Annotated in this window: 15 protein-coding genes; 10 read left to right on the top strand and 5 right to left on the bottom strand. The window is 36.2% G+C overall.

What is annotated here, in order from left to right:
* The first annotated feature begins 27 nt into the window (after positions 1 to 27).
* The 7 genes from AC1RRQ_RS14465 (at position 28) to AC1RRQ_RS14435 (ending at position 7541) form a co-directional block, all read left to right on the top strand.
* Positions 28 to 2289 carry a TonB-dependent receptor gene (locus tag AC1RRQ_RS14465; RefSeq protein ID WP_493023744.1) on the top strand — a complete coding sequence of 754 codons (2262 nt, stop codon included), beginning with the start codon at positions 28 to 30 and terminating at the stop codon, positions 2287 to 2289.
* Positions 2290 to 2523: 234 nt separating this feature from the next.
* On the top strand, positions 2524 to 2988 hold the full coding sequence (locus AC1RRQ_RS14460) for a thioredoxin family protein (RefSeq protein WP_493023743.1): 465 nt from the start codon (positions 2524 to 2526) through the stop codon (positions 2986 to 2988).
* A gap of 91 nt (positions 2989 to 3079) precedes the next feature.
* Entirely contained in the window at positions 3080 to 4174 is a 1095-nt protein-coding gene (locus tag AC1RRQ_RS14455) for a hypothetical protein (protein WP_493023742.1), read from the top strand.
* A 108-nt stretch (positions 4175 to 4282) separates the two neighbouring features.
* A complete protein-coding gene (locus AC1RRQ_RS14450; protein WP_493023741.1) occupies positions 4283 to 5500 on the top strand; it encodes a lycopene cyclase family protein in 1218 nt (405 codons plus the stop codon).
* A 17-nt stretch (positions 5501 to 5517) separates the two neighbouring features.
* Positions 5518 to 6315 carry a tetratricopeptide repeat protein gene (locus tag AC1RRQ_RS14445; protein WP_493023740.1) on the top strand — a complete coding sequence of 266 codons (798 nt, stop codon included), beginning with the start codon at positions 5518 to 5520 and terminating at the stop codon, positions 6313 to 6315.
* 266 nt (positions 6316 to 6581) lie between these two features.
* The gene (locus AC1RRQ_RS14440) at positions 6582 to 7010 is read left to right on the top strand and encodes an ArsR/SmtB family transcription factor (protein WP_493023739.1); all 429 of its coding nucleotides are present in this window, start codon (positions 6582 to 6584) and stop codon (positions 7008 to 7010) included.
* Between the two features lie 120 nt (positions 7011 to 7130).
* Positions 7131 to 7541 carry a BrxA/BrxB family bacilliredoxin gene (locus AC1RRQ_RS14435; RefSeq protein WP_053473127.1) on the top strand — a complete coding sequence of 137 codons (411 nt, stop codon included), beginning with the start codon at positions 7131 to 7133 and terminating at the stop codon, positions 7539 to 7541.
* A gap of 207 nt (positions 7542 to 7748) precedes the next feature.
* Here the strand turns inward: AC1RRQ_RS14435 and AC1RRQ_RS14430 are convergent, their stop codons facing one another.
* From AC1RRQ_RS14430 to AC1RRQ_RS14420, 3 genes are read right to left on the bottom strand one after another with little or no spacing between them, the layout of a single operon-like run.
* Positions 7749 to 9113 (bottom strand): efflux transporter outer membrane subunit, encoded by a 1365-nt coding sequence (locus AC1RRQ_RS14430; protein WP_493023738.1) that lies wholly within the window; start codon positions 9111 to 9113, stop codon positions 7749 to 7751.
* Positions 9110 to 12256, bottom strand: coding sequence for an efflux RND transporter permease subunit (locus tag AC1RRQ_RS14425; protein WP_493023737.1), 3147 nt, complete (start codon positions 12254 to 12256; stop codon positions 9110 to 9112). The genes AC1RRQ_RS14430 and AC1RRQ_RS14425 overlap by 4 nt, the downstream gene beginning before the upstream one ends.
* 3 nt (positions 12257 to 12259) lie before the next feature.
* Positions 12260 to 13417, bottom strand: a complete 1158-nt coding sequence (locus AC1RRQ_RS14420; RefSeq protein ID WP_493023736.1) for an efflux RND transporter periplasmic adaptor subunit — start codon at positions 13415 to 13417, stop codon at positions 12260 to 12262.
* Positions 13418 to 13698: 281 nt separating this feature from the next.
* Between AC1RRQ_RS14420 and trhO the strand changes: the two genes are divergently transcribed.
* The 3 genes from trhO to AC1RRQ_RS14405 are packed head-to-tail and all read left to right on the top strand — an operon-like array spanning position 13699 to position 16535.
* Positions 13699 to 15057: an oxygen-dependent tRNA uridine(34) hydroxylase TrhO gene (trhO, locus tag AC1RRQ_RS14415; RefSeq protein ID WP_493023735.1), complete on the top strand. Its 1359-nt coding sequence runs from the start codon at positions 13699 to 13701 to the stop codon at positions 15055 to 15057.
* A 6-nt stretch (positions 15058 to 15063) separates the two neighbouring features.
* Entirely contained in the window at positions 15064 to 16305 is a 1242-nt protein-coding gene (locus AC1RRQ_RS14410) for a peptidase U32 family protein (RefSeq protein ID WP_493023734.1), read from the top strand.
* Positions 16305 to 16535, top strand: coding sequence for a ferredoxin (locus tag AC1RRQ_RS14405; protein ID WP_493023733.1), 231 nt, complete (start codon positions 16305 to 16307; stop codon positions 16533 to 16535). Before AC1RRQ_RS14410 ends, AC1RRQ_RS14405 begins: the two co-directional genes overlap by 1 nt.
* Positions 16536 to 16611: 76 nt before the next feature.
* Here AC1RRQ_RS14405 and AC1RRQ_RS14400 read toward each other — a convergent pair whose 3' ends face one another.
* Positions 16612 to 17583 carry a PorP/SprF family type IX secretion system membrane protein gene (locus AC1RRQ_RS14400; RefSeq protein WP_493023732.1) on the bottom strand — a complete coding sequence of 324 codons (972 nt, stop codon included), beginning with the start codon at positions 17581 to 17583 and terminating at the stop codon, positions 16612 to 16614.
* Between the two features lie 40 nt (positions 17584 to 17623).
* Positions 17624 to 20381: T9SS type B sorting domain-containing protein (locus tag AC1RRQ_RS14395; RefSeq protein ID WP_493023731.1), on the bottom strand; the 2758-nt coding region annotated here is incomplete at its 5' end.

Genomic DNA, 20381 nt, shown 5'->3' with positions numbered 1-20381 from the left:
GCTTTGTCTAAATTTAATTTTACCACGATGAAAAATTCAATTTGGATATTGATACTATTTAATTTACACTTTTCCTTTGCGCAAGAAACAAGCAAAATCTCCGGTTTTATATCTGGAAATGGAAGAAAATTACAAGCCGCGAATGTTCAATTATTAGGAACCGACCTAAAAACAGTTTCAGATAGTGTAGGCTATTACACTTTTGAAAATGTTAGTATTGAAAACGGAAGAATTCAGGTAACCTCGACTGGATTCAAACCCGTAACCCAAAGATTTTTGGTTATAAAAGGACAAAATCTAAATCTCGATTTTGATTTAGAAGACAACGAAAACCAACTTAATGAAGTAGTGGTTTCAGGAACTTTAAAACCTGTGAAACGTTTAGAAAGTGCTGTTCCGGTTGAGGTTTACTCTCCAACTTTCTTCAAAAAGAATCCAACGGCCAGTATTTACGATGCGCTTCAAAACATAAACGGCGTTCGGCCTCAGCTTAATTGCGGCGTTTGTAATACGGGCGACATTCATATAAATGGTCTCGAAGGCCCGTATACTTTGGTTTTGATTGACGGAATGCCCATTGTAAGCAGTCTTTCTACAGTTTATGGTTTATCCGGAATTCCGAATTCTTTGGTAGAACGAATAGAGATTGTAAAAGGTCCGGCTTCTTCTCTTTACGGAAGTGAAGCGGTTGGTGGTTTAATCAACATTATCACCAAAAACCCAACGAATGCCCCGGTTTTTTCTGCCGATTATTTTACAACAACCTATTTTGAAAGTAATCTCGATTTGGGAATGAAATTTAATGTTGGAAAAAAAGCAACTTCTCTTGTAGGGATCAACTACTTTAACTACGATCAGGTAATTGATAAAGACAAAGACAATTTTACCGATGTCACGCTTTCTGAAAGGATTTCATTATTTAATAAATGGAGTTTTCATCGAAACAATAATCGCCTTTTTACGATTGCAGCGCGCGGTATGTACGAAGATCGCTGGGGCGGAGACGTTCGCTGGGAAAAAAAGTACCGAGGCGGCGACGAAATTTATGGTGAAAGTATTTATACCAAAAGAGGAGAATTAATTGGAAGTTACCAATTGCCATTTGAAGAAAAATTAATGCTTTCTTTCTCCGGAAATGTACATTATCAGGACAGCCGCTACGGAACGACATCGTATATCGCGAATCAAAAAATAGGTTTCCTGCAATTAACCTGGGATAAAAAAATAGGCCGAAATGATTTCCTTGCCGGAATTGCAAATCGATATTCGTATTATGACGATAATACCCCGGCAACAAAGGATGCCGAAAGTACTTGGTTACCGGGAGCTTTTGTTCAGGACGAGATTACGTTTTCACCAAAGAGTCAGGTTTTGCTGGGAGCGCGTTATGATTATAACTCGATTCATGGTTCTATTTTTACGCCAAGATTTGCCTATCGTTTCAAAGCAAATGATAATACGATTTTTAGGTTAAACGCCGGAACCGGATTTCGGGTTGTGAATTTATTTACCGAAGATCATGCTGCGCTCACAGGTTCGAGAGATGTTGTGATTAAAAGTGATTTAAAACCGGAGAAATCGGTTAACGTAAATTTGAATTATATTCAGAAAATAAATCTTGACAACGGCACTTTTATTGGGATTGAAACCACAGCTTTTTATACTCGTTTCAGCAATAAAATCATTTCAGATTATGAAACTGATCCTAATAAAATCATTTATGATAATATCGATGGTTATGCTATCAGTCAGGGGATCAGTACCAATGTTGATGTTAATTTTACTAATGGTTTAAAGTTTATTCTGGGTGCAACGGTTTTAGACAATAAAAATGTTCAGGACGGAATTTCACAAAGACCTTTTTTAACCGAAAAATTTACCGGAACCTGGAGCATATCATATAAAATTGAGCCTTGGCATTTATTACTGGATTATACCGGAAATGTTTACAGTCCGATGAAATTGCCTTTGTTAAACGAATACGATCCGAGAGATCCAAATTCGCCTTGGTACAGCATTCAAAACATTCAATTTACTTATACAGGCTGGAAGAATTTCGAAGTTTACGGGGGCATTAAGAATTTGCTGAACTTTACTCCAAAACGAAATAATCCGTTTTTGATTTCGAGAACGAATGATCCTTTCGATAAAAATGTGCAATACGATTCGGCTGGAAAAGTTATGGTTACACCAGATAATCCATACGGATTGACTTTTGACACGACTTATGTTTATGGACAAAACCAGACGATTCGTGGTTTTTTCGGATTGCGATATAATTTTAGGTAAATTTATTGAACGTAGAGTTTTTAAAATGGCACTCAGATTTTACAGATTGAACGGGTTTTATTTGTTCTCTATAAACTTATAACTATCGTTGTCACCCTGAGCGAAGTCGAAGGGCTTTTTAACTAGACTTGGGCTTCGACTTCGCTCAGCCTGACAATCAGTTTAAAATATAAAAAAGATTAAATAAAAACCCGTTTAATCTGTAAAATCGGTGGGCCAAAAACAACAACAATAATGAAAAAGCTTTTTATACTATTCTTTTTCTTCGGAATAACTTCAACAGTATTCTGCCAGCTGAAAGCCAGAACTTTTGAAGAAGTAGACAGCTTGCAGCAAATTCAAAAACGGAAAATTATTGTTTTCATTCATACCAATTGGTGTCAGTATTGCCAGCGGATGAAAACGACGACTTTCAAGAATCAGGAAATTATAGAGAAACTAAACTCCAATTTCTATTTCATTGATTTTAATGCCGAAGAAAAACGAGATATTGCATTTAATAATCAGATATTCAGATACAAACCTTCGGGAAATAATGTAGGCGTTAACGAACTGGCTTTACAACTCGGAACAATTAACAATCAAATTGTATATCCGGTTTTGTGTGTTTTAAATGAGAAGAATGAAATTATAGTGCAGTATAGTAATTATTTAAGCCCAAAGGATTTTAAACTTTTTTTAGAAAAGCTGGAAGAATAATTGTTTATTTAATAACGTGTAAGAGTATTTATATAAAAAAAAGTTTTTTTCGTTTCTTTACCGGTCAAAATAAACTAATTAAAATATAAAGATGAAAAAAACAATACTCGCATTATTTATGGTTGCTGGAGTTAATTCTTTCGCACAAACGAATGTTTTTAGTGATGCAACGAATGAAGGAGGTAATGTAATTTTAGAAAATCCACTAAAAACAGGTGCTGATTCATATCGTTGGACCTTATACAATATGACAGGCGCATATGGTAATTCTCTGCAATTCTGGAATTATAATCAAGACTGGACTCATTACGGGGCAAAATTAATAATATCAGACAATGGAAATGTTGAAATAGGAAGTAGAAGAAATCCACCTGCAAAATTAACATTAGATATGTCTGCAGCGGATAGTAATGGAGGGATTAAAATGTATGGATACACTTATCCATCTGATATAAGTTATTGGTCAGAGAATCAACTTGCAATGCAGTATAACGGTGTGTTTAAAAATGTAATAAGCAGTATTGGGGATAGTTATTTTAATGGAGGAAACGTTGGAATTGGAAACCCAACGCCAAAGTATAAACTAGATGTAAATGGAACGCTAAGATGGGGTGGAATAACAAATTTTATCTATACAGGACAAGATAATGCAGGAACTTATTTTGAACAATACAGTAAAGTAGCTAATCAGGATAAATTACGCTTTCAGACTTCTAAAAACGGAGATGAAACAAATTACGCTCAGTTATATATAGACCCAATAAATGGTTTTTCTTTTAATACAATAGGAAGTGCAAATGGTAATGTTGGAATTGGTGTTCTTAAGCCTACGGATAAACTCTCTGTAAACGGAAACATTCGTTCAAAAGAAGTTAAGGTAGAAATTACAGATTGGCCCGATTATGTTTTTGAAGAAGATTATAAAATTAAATCATTAGACAATTTAGAGAAATATATAAAAGAAAATAAACATCTTCCTGAAGTTCCAAGTGCTAAAGAAGTTAGTGATAATGGATTGGAATTGGGAGAAATGAATAAAGTTTTGATGAAAAAAATCGAAGAACTTACTTTGTATTTAATTGATCAGAACAAAACTTTGATGGATCAAAAAAATCAAATTCTTAATCAGCAAAAACTACTGGAAAAGCAACAGCAAGATATTGATATGCTGAAGAAAAGCAAATAATAAAGGAATTAACCTATAAATCCTTTGGCAGCGAGATTTTTATCTTCTCCAAAGGATTTTAGGCTTTTTTTAAGAAAAGTTGAAGAATAAATTTTCTTATTTTTGAAAATGAACTCCTCACAAATTAAACACTTCGATTACATTTTTACCGGAACAGGCCTTGCGTCTTTAATGACAATTTATAAAATGGTTTTGTCAGGAAAATTTGCTGGCAAGTCTATCTTATTGCTGGATCAGGATTTGAAGAAAGCCAATGACAGAACCTGGTGTTTTTGGGAAAAAGAAGATTCAATTTGGAATCCCATTATTTCTAAAAAATGGGATTTGGCTTTGTTTGCGAATGAGGATTTTAAACGAGATCTTGAATTAAAACCTTATACGTATAATAAAATCAACGGATTAGATTTTTACAATTTCGTTTTCGAGGCCATTTCAATTCAGCTAAATATTACTTTTTTAAACGAAAAAGTAACCGATATCAACGAACTCGAAACCCATGTTTTTGTGGGTACAGAAGAAAACAGGTATACCTGCAATTATTTATTCAACAGCATTTATACAAAGGCTTTCGCCGAAGGGCAAAAAAAGTATCCTGTTTTGCAACAGCATTTTGCGGGCTGGTTTATAAAATCAGAATCAGAAGTTTTCAATCCAGATCAAGTCACTTTCATGGATTTTTCGGTAGAACAAAAAGAGAACACACGATTTATGTATGTTTTACCCACTTCTAAAACTGAAGCTTTGGTCGAATATACTTTGTTTTCAGAAAAACTGCTTCCTTTGGCAGAATATGAGAATGAGATTCAAATCTATTTGCAAAAACTCGGAATTCAACAATTTGAAATTACAGAAAAGGAGCAGGGAAGCATCCCGATGACGTGTTATCCTTTTTGGAAGAAAAACACAAAACGTGTTTTAAACATAGGAACTGCCGGCGGCTGGACAAAAGCCAGTACAGGATATACTTTTAAAAATTCGGATAAAAAATCTTCAGAGTTGGTTGAATTTATTACGCATAAAAGTGCTTCTCCCGAAACCTCGGCATCGTTGAGCATGAAAGAAGAATCGATGAACATGACCACTTTTTATAAAAAAAGAAGATTTTGGTTTTATGATTTATTGCTTCTGGATATTCTGTATCGCCATAACGAATTGGGAAGTTCGATTTTTTCTTCTTTATTTAAAAAAGGAAATCCACAATTGATTTTTAAGTTTTTAGATGAAGAAACTACTTTTTTAGAAGATGTTAAAGTTATTTTAAAGTGCCCAAAACTTTCATTTATTAAAGCTTTATTTAGGGCGATTTTTCTCTCAAACAAATCATAACGCTAAAATTTAAACTATTGAAAAAAATTACGCTGGGTTTCTGTTTTTTTATCTCCATTTTTTCTTTCGGACAAGTATCGACTAATAAAGCTCATGATGCTATTGTCGAAGAATTTTTAACCAATTGCGCTGAAAATCATAATTATATCATTGCAATGAGCGAATGGCAGGCTTGCTTGGATCAAGGTTTGCAAAAAGACAGCACGGTGGCTTATTTATGGCAGCAGAAAGCAATGCCGTATTTCAAATGTAAAAAGTATGAGGTTGGAATGCCATTTTTAAATAAAGCCGTTTTTTATGATAAAGAACGATGGCTTTCGTATCGAGCTTTTATGAAATGCATTTTTTCACGCGATTACAAAGACGCTATTATTGATTTTGATGAAGCCATTAAACTGTACGGAAATAGTTATGTTATGGATCATTCTTTCAATTTTTATAAAGCACTCTGCTATCTTCAGTTAAACGAATACGAAAAAGCAGAGAAACTTTTGGACGATTATGTGAATGATATTTATAAAAACAGACAGCAATTAGAACATCCAACGGCTTATTTTTATCAAGGAATTGCTAAGTATGAACTTAAAAAATGGGAGGAAGCCATTGTAATTTTCGATAAAGCTTTAAAAATCTATCCTGAATTTTCGGATGCAAAATTCTATAAAGCAATTTGCTGGCTCAAACAAGGAAAACCAAAAGAAGAAATTACGGCTTTAATTGGTTCGGCTAGAGAAGATGCAAAAAAAGGTTTTTCGATTAATGAAGATAATACGATTTACGAAACCTACCCGTATCAAATGAAGTTAAGCAGATAAGCACCTTTAGTTTTATGATTTCATAATTCCCGACCAGTTTTCGGGACGTTTTTTTATATTTTATCCAAATCAAGACAGGCATTATCGTTATTCTGCGATTGACCAGCATTTTAAAATAAAAATGCCTTATTTTCTTGTTTTAATATTTTATTGGGGTCTTTTAAAAAACAGCTTGCAGCTAGTTTTGCCAATTAGAAATAATAACCTTTTAAATAATTCAGGGCTATTATAATCGATTATTTACGATAATGAATTAATTGGCACTTATGGCAATCAGGCATTTAAAATTTGATATAGAAACAGAAGCAATTGGAAAAATTTGTAAAGCATTGGGGCATTCCACCCGAATTCAGATTATGACGCTTCTGTGGAAAAGAAACAATAGAACTTGCGGCGAAATTGTAGAATTGATTCCGCTGGCGCAATCCACAATATCCAAACATTTATTAGAATTAAAAAAAGCAGATCTGGTTAATGTAAAATATGAAGGAAAAAAAACAATCTATTCTATTGAAGTTGATAATATAGAAATACTTAAAAAGTTTTTTGCCAATTATCTTTCAACGATTGAAATTTCCGAAGAAGATAAGTCAACCGTTTTAACCACAAAGCATAAATTAAGAGGCAGAAACAGACATTTGAAAATACACAATTATGAGTTTCCTCATAAAAAAATGAAACAAGAGGCAGTTTAATTTCAGATTGGATTTAAAAATTAATATCGAACTATAACAAAACTTTATACTTCAAATTAACTAGTTGCGAGTAAACTTCGTAACTTTGCAGATCAAAAGTAAAATTTAAAGAATAAAAATATGTATCCAGAAGAAATGGTAAAACCAATGCAGGCTGAACTTACAGCTGCTGGGTTTCAAGATTTACATAGTGCCGAAGCTGTAGAGAATGCTATCAAAGCTGAAGGTACCACTTTAGTTGTTGTAAACTCTGTTTGCGGATGCGCTGCAAGAAACGCACGTCCGGGAGCAAAAATGAGTTTAGAAGGAGCTAAAAAACCAGATCACCTTATTACGGTTTTTGCTGGTGTTGACAAAGAAGCGGTTGATGCTGCAAGACAACATATGTTTCCTTTTCCTCCATCATCGCCATCTATGGCTTTGTTCAAAAACGGAGAATTGGTTCACATGTTAGAGCGTCACCATATCGAAGGTCGTCCAGCTGAAATGATCGCTGAAAACCTGCAAGATGCTTTTAACGAATTTTGTTAATTCTTAAGATGCTGAGGTTCTGAGATACTAAGATTCTAAGGTTTTAGGTTCAAAGAAGCAAAGGTACAGAGGTACAAAGATTAAAAGGGTCTGTTTCAATTTTGAAACAGACCCTTTTTTAATTTTATATATTTTCTCTGTTGTAAAATAAAATGCCAAGAAACCTTTGAACCTTTGCTTCTCTGTACCTTTGAACCTTAAAAAAAATCAATTCCATCCCCCGCCCAGAGCTTTATACAACTGAACCATTGAAGTTAATTGTTTTTGAGTTAGCTGCGAAAGGCTTAATTGTGCTTCAAACAAAGATCTTTGTGCATCCAGAACTTCAAGATAAGAAACATAGCCATTGTAATATCTTGCATTCGAAAGATCATAGTTTTTTTGAGCCGCTACAACTTGTCGGTTTCGGGCAGTCCATTCTTCTTTGAACATGGCAACATTTTGAAGCGAATTTTCGACTTCAGAAATGGCCGTTAAATATGTTTTCTGGAAATTGAATTTGTTTTCCTCTGCAATTTGTCGGTTTACATCCACACGACGTTTGTTTTTTCCGAAGTTGAATATCGGGCCGGTAACTCCCGCACCAACATTCTGCAAATACGAACCATCATTAAATAAATCGCCAACCATTACACTAGTAAAACCTGCAATCGCTGCAATGTTAAATGACGGATAACGCAAAGCCTGTGCCACACCAATTCTTTCAAAAGACGCTTTGTATAAATATTCCTGGCGTTTTACATCGGGTCTGTTTTCTAATAAAGCCGATGGAACCGATGTTGGAAAAGTCGTTAAAATTAACAATTCGTTATTGGTTTTACCACGCTGAATAGGCTGGGGAACTTGTCCGACTAAAATTGAAATTGAATTTTCTAAAGCAGTAATCTGTCTTTTGATTAACGGAATATTCGCTTCGGCAATGGCAACCTGCTGTTCAATTTGCACTTTATCCAATTCGGCAACATAACCTCTCATGAAACGTTCGTTGATAATATCATACGCTTTTTGTCTGGTTTCTAATGTATGAATGGTTATTTCCAATTGATTATCAAAATCACGCAATTCAAAATAAGAAATCGCAATATTGCTCACAATATTCGACAGAATGACTTTTCGGGCTTCATCTGTTGCTAAAAGCTCATTTTGCAAGGCTTTATTCTGATGACGGTATTTTCCCCAAAAATCCAATTCCCAAGACATATTAGCCAACGCCGATGAAGGCTGCATAAACGTTTCGGCACTATTTACTTGTCCGGAATATTGAAAAGCTGGATATAGGTCGGCTTTTGCAATTCCGAGATTGGCTCTCGCTTGTTCCAAACGCGCCAATGCAATTTTAAGATCGTAGTTGTTTTGAATTCCTTTCTCGATAAGGCCAATTAAGACATCATCGTTAAATATCGATGACCATTTTATAGTGGTTACTGATTTTGTGGTATCTGTAGTTTGATCACCATAACGAAAAGTATCTGCCTGAAGCTGTTCTGGTTTGGCATATTTTGGACCTACCATACATCCGTAAGGAAAAACAGCTATCAAAAATAACGCTAAAAGTATTTTTAGATTTTTCATTTTTCTTCCTCTTTAGGTTCATCAATTTCCTCAGTAGGTTTTTTTCCGAATGTTTCAATAAATACAAACAACACCGGAATCAGGCATACACCCAAAATGGTGGCGACAAGCATACCGCTAAAAACGGTCATTCCCATTACTTTTCTGGCCTGCGCTCCAGCTCCGCTTGCGGTTAACAACGGAACAACTCCTAAGATGAAAGCAAAAGCCGTCATTAAAATTGGTCGGAAACGTAATTTAGCGGCGTACAATGCGGCTTCTTTAGCCGGCATTCCTTTTTCATATTCTTCTTTGGCAAATTCTACAATCAAGATGGCATTTTTGGCGGCGAGACCAATAAGCATTACAAGACCAATTTGCGCAAAAACGTTATTTACATAATCAGGGCTTAATAATCGGCAGAGATATAATCCAAGAAAGGCACCGAAAACGGCAAATGGAGTTCCGAGTAAAACGCTGAAAGGCAGTTTCCAGCTTTCGTATTGTGCGGCCAGAATTAGAAACACGAAAAATAATGCCATAATAAAAACCGTATTTCCTTTTCCTTCGGCTTGTTTTTCCTGAAAACTCATATTGGCCCATTCGTAACCCATTCCTGCGGGTAATGTTTTTGCAGCGGTTTCTTCTAAAGCTTTCATGGCTTCCGCCGATGTAAATCCGGGAGCCGGAGTTCCGCCAATTTCGGCAGCGCGATATAAATTGAAACGCGTTGTAAACTCGGGACCACTTACTTTTTTGATTGTTGCAATACTCGAAATCGGAATCATTTTATTATCCCTGCTTCGGACAAAAATCTTATTAATGTCTTCCGGATTTACTGTAAAACTCGGATCAGCTTGAAGCAGCACAATGTACTGTCGCCCGAATTTGTTGAATTCATTAATGTACTGTCCTCCCAAACTGGCCCCAATCGCCAGATTCACATCTGATAAGGAAAGATTTAGTTCCGATACTTTTTCCCGGTCAATATCCAGACTAATCTGTGGTACATTAGGGTTAAAGGTCGTTCGGATGGTTCCTATTTCTGGTCGTTTTTTAGCAGCAGCCATAAATTGCTGGGCATTTTGAAAAAGATATTCTGGTGTATTTCCTTCTTTATCCTGAAGCATCATCGAGAATCCGGCGGCATTACCAATCCCGGTAATCGGCGGAGGTCCAAAAGCAAAAACAGTCGCTTCGGGAATTCCAAATACCACTTTTCCATTTACTTCTTTTAAAATCTGAAAAACATCTTGTTCGCGTTCTTTCCATTCTTTTAAGGCTACAAAGAAAAATCCGTTGTTGGTGGCGACTGAGTTTTTGATCAAACTGAAACCAGCAACAGAAGTGTAATATTCAACTCCTTGGTTTTTAGATAAAATATGTTCTACTTTTTCGATGACTTTGCTGGTTCTTTCTAAAGAAGAAGCGCCGGGAAGTTCAATATTTACAAACATATAGCCTTGATCCTCTTCGGGAACGAATCCGCCTGGAATTCTTCCTCCCAAAAGAATAATAGCTCCAACCACAATTCCGATAAAGATTAAACTTCGGGCTGTTTTCTTGATTAAAAATCCTGAAAAACCAGTATATCTATTCGTAAAAGCCCCAAACCTATGATTGAACCATGTAAAGAATTTTCCGAGCCAGCCTTTTGCTTCCTGATTCGGTTTTAATAAAAGCGAACATAAAGCCGGACTTAAAGTTAAGGCACTTAAAGCGGAGAAAATCACCGAAATAGCAATCGTAATGGCAAACTGCTGATACAACCTTCCGGTAATTCCGGGAGTCAAAGCAACCGGAATAAAAACAGCTGTTAACACAATGGCAATTGCAATTACAGGACCCGAAACTTCGCGCATGGCTTGATTTGTGGCTTCTCGCGGAGACATTCCCTGCTCAATGTGATGCATAACGGCTTCTACAACCACAATGGCATCATCAACTACAATACCTATGGCGAGGACTAATCCTAAAAGAGAAAGGACATTGATGGAAAATCCGAGTAAAGGAAACAGCATAAAAACTCCGACAAGGGAAACAGGAACGGTTAATAACGGAATTAAAGTGGCGCGCCAGTTTTGCAGAAATATAAAAACGACCAGAATTACCAGAATTATGGCTTCGACCAAAGTATGCATGATCTCGTTGATTCCTTCTGAAATGGCTAAAGTGGTGTCTAATGAAACGCTGTATTTTAAATCCTGCGGAAATCTTTTGCTTAATTGTGCGATGGTATTTTTTACATTTTCGGCTACTTCAAGAGCATTGGAACCAGGCATTTGCTTGATTCCGATGGTTCCTGAAGGATTTCCGTTTAGTTTTGCGACTGATGCATAACTTTCTGTTCCCAGGGTAACCCTTCCAACATCTTTTAAACGAACCTGTTGATTATTAATATTTGATTTTAAAATGATGTTTTCAAAGTCTTCCGGATTTACCAAACGATCTTTCAGCATTACGTTATAGGTGAATTCGTTGTTTTCGGTCGCTGGAGGTGCACCAAATTTTCCTCCGGGCGCAATGGCGTTTTGTTCCTGAATCGATCGTATAATATCGGGAACGGTCAGGTTGTATTTGGCCATAATATCGGGCTTGACCCAAATTCGCATCGCATAATTACTTCCTCCGTAAAGGGTAACTTCGCCGACTCCTTTTATACGTGCCAAAGCATCTACAATATTGATATTGGCATAATTAGTCAGAAAGTTATTGTCGAAAGTTTTATTGGGAGAATACAATGATAAAATAAGCAAAGGCATCGAAAGGGACTTTTTGGTCGTAACTCCGGTCGTTTTAACATCGTTTGGAAGTTTATTGGTGGCTTCGTTAACTCGGTTTTGAGTTAACATCGTGGCATTGTCCAAATCTGTTCCCATATCAAAAGTAATAGAAAGCGTCATACTTCCGTCGCCCGTATTGGTCGATTGCATATAGAGCATGCTTTCAACTCCATTTACTTTTTGCTCAATGGGTGTTGCAACTGCTTGTTCTACATTTAAGGCATTTGCACCTCGATAACTGGTAGAAACCTGAACGAGAGGCGGCGCAATTTCAGGATATTGTGCAATTGGTGTTGACAAGATCGAAAGCCCTCCAATAAGAACTATAAATATGGAAAGTACGATTGCAACAATCGGTCGTCTTACAAAGAAATTATCCATAGCCTAATTGTTTAGAGATGATGCAATCTGCTTTTTATCTTTGTCGGCTACGTAGGGAATTGGAACGACTGTTGATCCAGGCTGAATAAACTGATTGCCTATTATGGCGACTTTTTCGTTGACTTTTAGTCCTTTGGTAATAATCCAATCGACTCCAATTTTCTGACCCACTTCGACCATTCGGGTTTGAATGGTGTTTTTAGCATCTATGATCGAAACCTGAAATAGTCCTTGAATTTCGGTTACAGCTTTCTGCGGTACGACTATCGCATCCTTTTGAGTTCGAAGTAAAACACGGACTTTAGCAAATTGTCCGGATCTTAGAGTTCCGTCCGGATTTGGAAATTGAGCTTCAATGGTTACAGTTCCGGTTGTGGGATCGATTTTGGTATCGGAGAAATTGAGGCTTCCTTTGTACGGATGTGTGCTTCCGTCTGAAAGTATTAGAGCAAGATCGGTGATTCGTTCTCCGTCTTTCACTTGTTTTTGGTATTGCAGATAATTAGATTCGCTGACGGTGAATTGTACTCTGACTTTTTCTAGTTTCGAAACGGTATTTAATTTTGCGTCGGCGCCTATTCTGGTAATATAATCTCCTAATCTGGCATTCGATAGTCCTATTACGCCGTCAATTGGAGCTCTGACATCGCAGTAACTTCTTTCAATCTGCTGGTTTTTTAGACTTGCCTGCATGCTCGAATAGTTGGAACGTGCCGCTTTTTCTTTGGCTACAGCCGCATCCAATTCTCGTTTACTTACCGCATTTATATCTGCGAGAGGCCGAATTCGTTTTAATTCTTCATCGGCATTGGCAAGTGCGCTTTGAGATGCTGCAACTTGTCCGCGAACTTGTTCTATTTTGGTGTCATATTCAAGCGGGTCAATAGTATAGAGTAATTGTCCTTTTTTAACACGCTGCCCTTCTTTAAAGTGAATTCCAGTTAAAATTCCGTCAACCCGGGCGATTAATTCAATGTCTAAATCTCCAAAAGTCTGTCCGGCAAAATCTTTGTAAATGGGGACGTCTTCACTCTTGACTGTTACAAAAGGAGCCTGCATGGGAGGCGGGGCTTTTGGTTGTTCTTTTTTACAAGAGATGGTGATGAAGGTTAGGAATAAAAGAAATGGGAGGGTGGTTTTGGGTAGTTTTAAAGCATTCATAATCATAAATGTTAAAATTGTACCACATAAATATAGTGAAATAATTGTAACGTGTTGGTAAACAGTACTTGTTTTTTATTAATACAACAAAGTTGCTAATGCAATATTTCAGGATTACTATGCTAAAGAAAATAATGAATGAACTTATATGACTTATATGTTTCAAAATGAGGATTCGTTAATTGCTTTTTTTAATTGAAAAGAAAAACTTACCTTTGCGCCCGAATTCACTCAGAAAAATAGAATTCAATATATATTCTTAACTTAAAACTGTTTATAGCATGCAACTGTATAACACTTTGAGCGCAGAAGAAAGAGCCATCATGATCGATGATGCAGGTAAACAACGACTAACGTTGTCTTTCTATGCGTATGCCAAAATTGAAGATCCCAAAAAATTTCGCGATGATTTATTTCTTGCCTGGAACGCACTTGATGCTTTAGGCCGAATTTACGTTGCCAACGAAGGAATAAATGCTCAAATGAGTATTCCTGAAGAAAATTTGGAGGCTTTTAGAGCAACTCTTGAAGTTTATGATTTCATGAAAGGCATTCGTTTAAATGAAGCTGTAGAACATGATGATCATTCATTTTTAAAATTAACCATTAAAGTTCGTCATAAAATCGTTGCCGATGGTTTGAACGATGATACTTTTGATGTAACCAATATTGGCGTTCACTTGAAAGCCAAAGAATTCAATGAAATTTTAGATGACCCAAACACTATTGTAGTTGATTTTAGAAATCACTATGAAAGTGAGGTAGGGCATTTTAAAAACGCAATTACTCCAGATGTTGAAACGTTTAGAGAAAGTCTGCCAATTATCAACGAACAACTTCAAAACCATAAAGAAGACAAAAATCTGGTGATGTATTGTACCGGAGGAATTCGCTGCGAAAAAGCAAGTGCTTATTTTAAACACCAAGGTTTTAAAAATGTATTTCAATTAGAAGGAGGTATCATCAACTATGCTAAACAACTTAAAGAAGAAGGTTTAGAAAGTAAATTCATTGGAAAAAACTTTGTATTTGATAATCGTCTTGGCGAAAGAATTACAGATGATATTGTTTCGCAATGCCATCAATGCGGCAAACCTTGCGATAATCACACGAATTGCGAAAATGACGGTTGTCATTTGTTGTTTATTCAATGTGATGATTGTAAAGCTGCAATGGAAAACTGCTGTTCTACAGAATGTTTAGAAATTATTCACATGCCTTTGGTTGACCAGGTTCGTTTAAGAACAGGAAAACAAGTTGGAAACAAAGTGTTTAGAAAAGGAAAATCAGAGAATCTAAAATTCAAACATTCAGGCGAACTGCCAAACACTGCACTGGCGGAAGCTCAAAAAACAGCTGATATTCGTCAAAAAGTAAAAGTAAAAAAAGTACTTCTTGGAAAAGCAGAACATTATTATGTAAAAGCACAAGTTGGGCAGTTTACTATTGATAATCACGAATTAAACATTGGCGATAAAATCCTTATTTCTGGACCCACAACTGGTGAACAGGAATTAGTTTTAAACAAATTTATTGTTGATGGAGTAGAAACTCAATCTGCTAAAGTTGGTGATAAAGTTACTTTTGAGGTTCCTTTTCGTATTCGTTTGTCAGATAAAATATATAAGATTTTAGAATAGTTTATCATGACACTTACTAACAAAATTGAACTCATGGCTCCCGCTGGGAACTTTGAGTCGCTTCAGGCTGCCTTAGATAATGGCTGCGATTCTGTTTATTTTGGAGTTGAACAGCTTAATATGCGTGCACGGTCAACGGTGAATTTTACTATTGATGATTTAAAAGAAATTGCAAATCGATGTGAGGCAAAAAATGTTCGAAGCTATCTTACTTTAAACACCATTATTTACGATCACGATTTATCTGTTGTAAAAACATTATTGAACAAAGCCAAAGAAGCCAATATCACGGCCGTAATTGCATCTGATCAGGCTGTAATTGCTATGGCACGATCAATAGGGATGGAAGTTCATATTTCAACTCAGCTGAATGTTACCAATATCGAAACCATAAAATTCTACAGTTTATTTGCAGATACAATGGTTTTGAGCCGAGAATTAAGCTTACGCCAAGTAAAGAATATTACAGATCAAATTGAAAAAGAACAGATAAAAGGTCCAAACGGAAATTTAGTAGAAATTGAAATTTTTGGCCACGGAGCCTTGTGTATGGCGGTTTCAGGGAAATGTTATTTGAGTCTGCATTCAAATAATTCATCTGCAAATCGCGGGGCGTGCAAACAAAACTGCCGAAAAAAATATACCGTTATCGATCAGGAAACCGGTTTTGAAATCGAACTCGATAACGAATACATGATGTCGCCAAAAGATTTGTGTACGATTGATTTCCTGGATCAGGTCATAGATTCCGGCATTCAGGTTTTAAAAATCGAAGGACGAGGCCGTGCACCGGAATATGTGGCAACCGTAATTAAAACCTATCGTGAAGCGATTGATGCATATTATGAGGGAACTTTCTCAAAAGAGAAAACAGCAGACTGGATGCAGGCTTTAGAAACCGTTTACAATCGTGGTTTCTGGTCAGGATATTATCTGGGGCAGGAATTAGGAGAGTGGAGCGATATTCCAGGATCTGCAGCAACACAAAAGAAGGTTTATGTTGGGAAAGGAACACATTATTTTCCAAAAGCCAATGTAGGCCAATTCAAAATTGAAGCTTATGATATTAAAATTGGAGATAAAATTCTGGTAACAGGGCCAAGTACAGGAGCTCAGGAAATGATCATCGATGAAATGTTTGTAAACGATCTTGAAGCCGAAAAAGCAACAAAAGGAGACGATTGTACTTTTAAACTTCCGTTTAGGATTAGAATATCGGACAAATTGTATAAAATTGTTGAAGCATAATGGTTATCGTTACATTACAAAGAGATAAATGCATTGGCTGTAATTACTGTGTTGAAATGGACCCCGTACATTTTCAGATGTCCAAAAAAGACGGAAAGTCAGTTTTAATTCATTCAAAAGATGCAAAAGGGTTTTTTACATTGAAATCTTCCAATCATGTTCTTGTAGAAGGATTTGAATTAGCAGCAAAGGCCTGTCCGGTTAAGATTATAACGGTTAAGGAAACTTAATAGTGCTAAAATATAAAGCCTACTCTAAAATTAAGAATGGGCTTTATATTTTGTACAAGAAACTAAATGCAGCTTGTTAATATCGCACTGGACTTTGCGTACAAGGACAGTTGCTAATGTTGCGAAGAAAATCAAGTCCAATTGTAATAACGTGAGTTCCTGAATTATATGCTCCAATCTGGTTTAATGAGGCTTGATACGAATAACCAAAGTAGAAATTATTCTTTTTAAACCCCGCCATTGGCCCCATCATTAAAGGCTCTAAAACCTGATCATTTAGGAAACGGTAAGAAACGCCAATCCAAAAATAATCCTCATATTTATTATATTGTCGATATTTAAAATTTAAGTCGGTACTGGAACGTTTGTCACTTGCAAACATTTGATAATAAACAGAAGGTTCAAGTTCAACTCTATTATTTGAGCCTTTAAAAGTATATCCTGTATACACTTGGTAATTTCGAAGTAAACTAGGTTCTATCCCTCTAAATTGATCTATTTTTTTATTTAATACATTGCTAATATTTAAACTCAAAAAATAACCTTTATTTCTATATAGTGCTCCAATATCAAAATTGTTGTTGCCTACATATCGGTCATTTGTAATGCCGGGATCTAATGTTGGATTTTCGTAAGTAGGTTTGAACTCATTAATATCTATTTTAAAGCTGTTAAAGTTATAAGAAATTCCAAATGACAGGTATTGCTTCGAATAATAATCCAAAATTAAATGATGGGCAAATGATATCTTGCCACCCATTTGTTTTGTATAGCCATTACTGTCGTTGTAAAGTGAAATTCCTACTCCCGAACGGTCTAGTGCCCTAAAGTCTGCATATATAGATTGATTGTCTGGAGCATCTTTTATTCCAACCCATTGCGTTAAACCATTTGCACGTATTCTTAAATTATCACCAATACCGGCATAAGTTGGGGAGACAACAAATGGATTATCTGCCAAGTATTGCGTAAAAACCGGTAAATTTAACTCCTGACCGTAACTGAAGGTTACGGTCATAAGCAATATTGTTATTATAAATTTTTTCATTGTACTGTAAGTTTTAGATAACATATCATTTCGTTATTAGTTATCTGTAAAGGGTGAAATGTCCAACAAACTCTCTATTGTCTTTGTTGTCGTTTAGTTTTAATACATACCAATAATCTCCAGAAGACAATTCTGTGCCATTGTATTTTCCATCCCATGTTTGACCATATTTATAATTTCCGATAATACGGCCGTATCTATCAAAAACTGTAAACGTTAAGTTTTTATATTGTGTGGTGCATCCAGGTCCCCATTCATCATTTATACCGTCTCCATTTGGAGTAAAGTGATTTGGAATACAGACATCGATATATTCAAAATATTTTGAAGTCGTTGTTGTACAGCCATTTTGATCCGTTACAGTAACGGTATAATCACCAGATTTATAAATAATGAATTTGTTAGTGGTACTGAAAGCTTCATTATTAAATGAATATCTGTACTGCCCATTACCGCCCGCAGTGGTTGCAAGGATTTCATTTAATTCACCATGATCAACTGTTAATGTCAAAGGATCAATGTAATCAATAATAAAATCTTTAGTCGATTGTATGCATCCGTTGGTATGTCTCACTTTTATCGACTGCTTTCCTGCAGGTACATTTACAAATGTGTTATCTGATTGATAAATTATTCCGTCTAAAGAGTAATCTAAATCACCAAGATTTGTAATACTAGAATCTACTGTAATCGTAACTGAATTTACAGGAAGATCATTCAAACAAGAATAGCTAACGTTTGCAACAGGATTAATTGTTATTCCGTTTGGTATATAAACTTCAAGTTCTGCCGTGCAATCTAATGCGTCTTTTATGTAGACATTATGTCTGCCTCCTGAAAGATCTATGAAAGTATATTCATTGCTATTGATTGGAGTATATGTGCCGTTTTTGCGATCTAGACTTACACTATAAGGCATCATTCCTCCTGTGATTTCAATTTTAAATGATCCATCGTTATCTCCAGAACAGAATTCTGGAATTAGGCTACCTTCAGCAATAGAAGCATCTAGCAATTGTGCTACGTTTAATTTCAATATCCTATCAGCAGTGCATCCATCATTTTCTTTTGTGAAAGTTCCCGAAGCTGAATAGGTTTTTCCATCGACATCCCATACAAAAGATTCTCCAAAACAGATATTTTCTGTTGTGGTTATAGTTTGCGGTTTATCGCCGACTGTTAAAATTAATTCCTGATCAGCGTTGCATCCGTCATTTTCTTTGGTGAAAGTTCCCGAAACGCTGTATGTTTTTCCATCAGCATCCCATACAAAAGATTCCCCGAAACAGATGTCTTTTGTTGTGGTTATGGTTTGTGGTTTATCGCCTACGGTTAATTTCAATACCTGATCAGCGGTGCATCCGTTATTGTTTTGGGAGTAAGTTCCCGAAGTTGAATACACTTTCCCGTCAACATCCCATACAAAAGATTCTCCAAAACAGATATCTTTTGTTGTGCTTATAGTTTGCGGTTTAGCACCGACAGTCAGTTTTAGTACCTGATCAGCGGTGCATCCGTCATTTTCTTTGTTGAAAGTTCCAGATGTTGAATACGTTTTCCCATCAACATCCCATACAAAAGATTCCCCAAAACAGATTTCTTCTGTTGTGCTTATGGTTTGTGGTTTATCGCCGACAGTCAGTTTTAGTACCTGATCAGCGGTGCATCCGTTATTAAGTTTATTGTATGTTCCAGATACGGTATAAGTATTCCCATCAACATCCCAAACAAAAGATTCTCCAAAACAGATGTTTTCCGTTGTAGTTATGGTTTGAGGTTTTTCACCAACCGTTAATTTCAATTCCTGATCAGCAGTGCATCCATTATTGTTTTGGGTGTAAGTTCCAGATGCTGTATAAGTTTTCCCGTCAATATCCCATACAAAAGATTCCCCAAAACAGATTTCTTCTGTTGTGGTTATAGTTTGCGGTTTATCGCCGACAGTTAAAATTAATTCCTGATCAGCGGTGCATCCATCGTTTTCTTTGGTGAAAGTTCCCGTAGCTGAATACGTTTTTCCATCAGCATCCCATACAAAAGATTCTTCAAAACAGATGTTTTCCGTTGTAGTTATGGTTTGCGGTTTAGTGCCTACGGTCAGTTTCAATTCCTGATCAGCGGTGCATCCGTCATTTTCTTTGGTGAAGGTTCCCGAAGCTGAATACATTTTTCCGTCAACATCCCATACAAAAGATTCTCCAAAACAGATGTTTTCCGTTGTAGTTATGGTTTGCGGTTTAGTACCTACAGTTAAAATTAATTCCTGATCAGCGGTGCATCCGTTATTGTTTTGGGTGAAAGTTCCCGATGCTGAATACGTTTTTCCGTCAACATCCCACACAAAAGATTCTCCAAAACAGATGTTTTTTGTTGTGGTTATGGTTTGTGGTTTATCGCCGACAGTTAAAATTAATTCCTGATCAGCGTTGCATCCGTCATTTTCTTTGGTGAAAGTTCCCGCAGCTGAATACGTTTTCCCGTCAACATCCCATACAAAAGATTCTCCAAAACAGATGTCTTTTGTTGTAGTAACGGTTTGCGGTTTAGTTCCCACGGTTAGTTTTAATTCCTGATCTGCAGTGCATCCATCGGTTTCCTTGGTGAAAGTTCCCGAAACGCTGTAGGTTTTTCCATCAGCATCCCATACAAAAGATTCCCCAAAACAGATTTCTTCTGTTGTGGTTATGGTTTGTGGTTTATCGCCGACAGTCAGTTTTAATACCTGATCAGCGGTGCATCCGTCATTTTCTTTGGTGAAAGTTCCCGTAGCTGAATACGTTTTTCCATCAGCATCCCAT

It is taken from the genome of Flavobacterium sp. GW821-FHT12A05, from assembly GCF_058807735.1.
Note: the sequence above shows the minus strand (reverse complement) of the source record. Positions and strands in the feature narration are given on the sequence as shown.

Coding starts and splice junctions, on each gene's coding strand:
- AC1RRQ_RS14465 (WP_493023744.1), top strand. CDS start 28: ATGAAAAATTCAATTTGGATATTGATACTATTTAATTTACACTTTTCC.
- AC1RRQ_RS14460 (WP_493023743.1), top strand. CDS start 2,524: ATGAAAAAGCTTTTTATACTATTCTTTTTCTTCGGAATAACTTCAACA.
- AC1RRQ_RS14455 (WP_493023742.1), top strand. CDS start 3,080: ATGAAAAAAACAATACTCGCATTATTTATGGTTGCTGGAGTTAATTCT.
- AC1RRQ_RS14450 (WP_493023741.1), top strand. CDS start 4,283: ATGAACTCCTCACAAATTAAACACTTCGATTACATTTTTACCGGAACA.
- AC1RRQ_RS14440 (WP_493023739.1), top strand. CDS start 6,582: ATGGCAATCAGGCATTTAAAATTTGATATAGAAACAGAAGCAATTGGA.
- AC1RRQ_RS14435 (WP_053473127.1), top strand. CDS start 7,131: ATGTATCCAGAAGAAATGGTAAAACCAATGCAGGCTGAACTTACAGCT.
- AC1RRQ_RS14430 (WP_493023738.1), bottom strand. CDS start 9,113: ATGAAAAATCTAAAAATACTTTTAGCGTTATTTTTGATAGCTGTTTTT.
- AC1RRQ_RS14425 (WP_493023737.1), bottom strand. CDS start 12,256: ATGGATAATTTCTTTGTAAGACGACCGATTGTTGCAATCGTACTTTCC.
- AC1RRQ_RS14420 (WP_493023736.1), bottom strand. CDS start 13,417: ATGAATGCTTTAAAACTACCCAAAACCACCCTCCCATTTCTTTTATTC.
- trhO (WP_493023735.1), top strand. CDS start 13,699: ATGCAACTGTATAACACTTTGAGCGCAGAAGAAAGAGCCATCATGATC.
- AC1RRQ_RS14410 (WP_493023734.1), top strand. CDS start 15,064: ATGACACTTACTAACAAAATTGAACTCATGGCTCCCGCTGGGAACTTT.
- AC1RRQ_RS14405 (WP_493023733.1), top strand. CDS start 16,305: ATGGTTATCGTTACATTACAAAGAGATAAATGCATTGGCTGTAATTAC.
- AC1RRQ_RS14400 (WP_493023732.1), bottom strand. CDS start 17,583: ATGAAAAAATTTATAATAACAATATTGCTTATGACCGTAACCTTCAGT.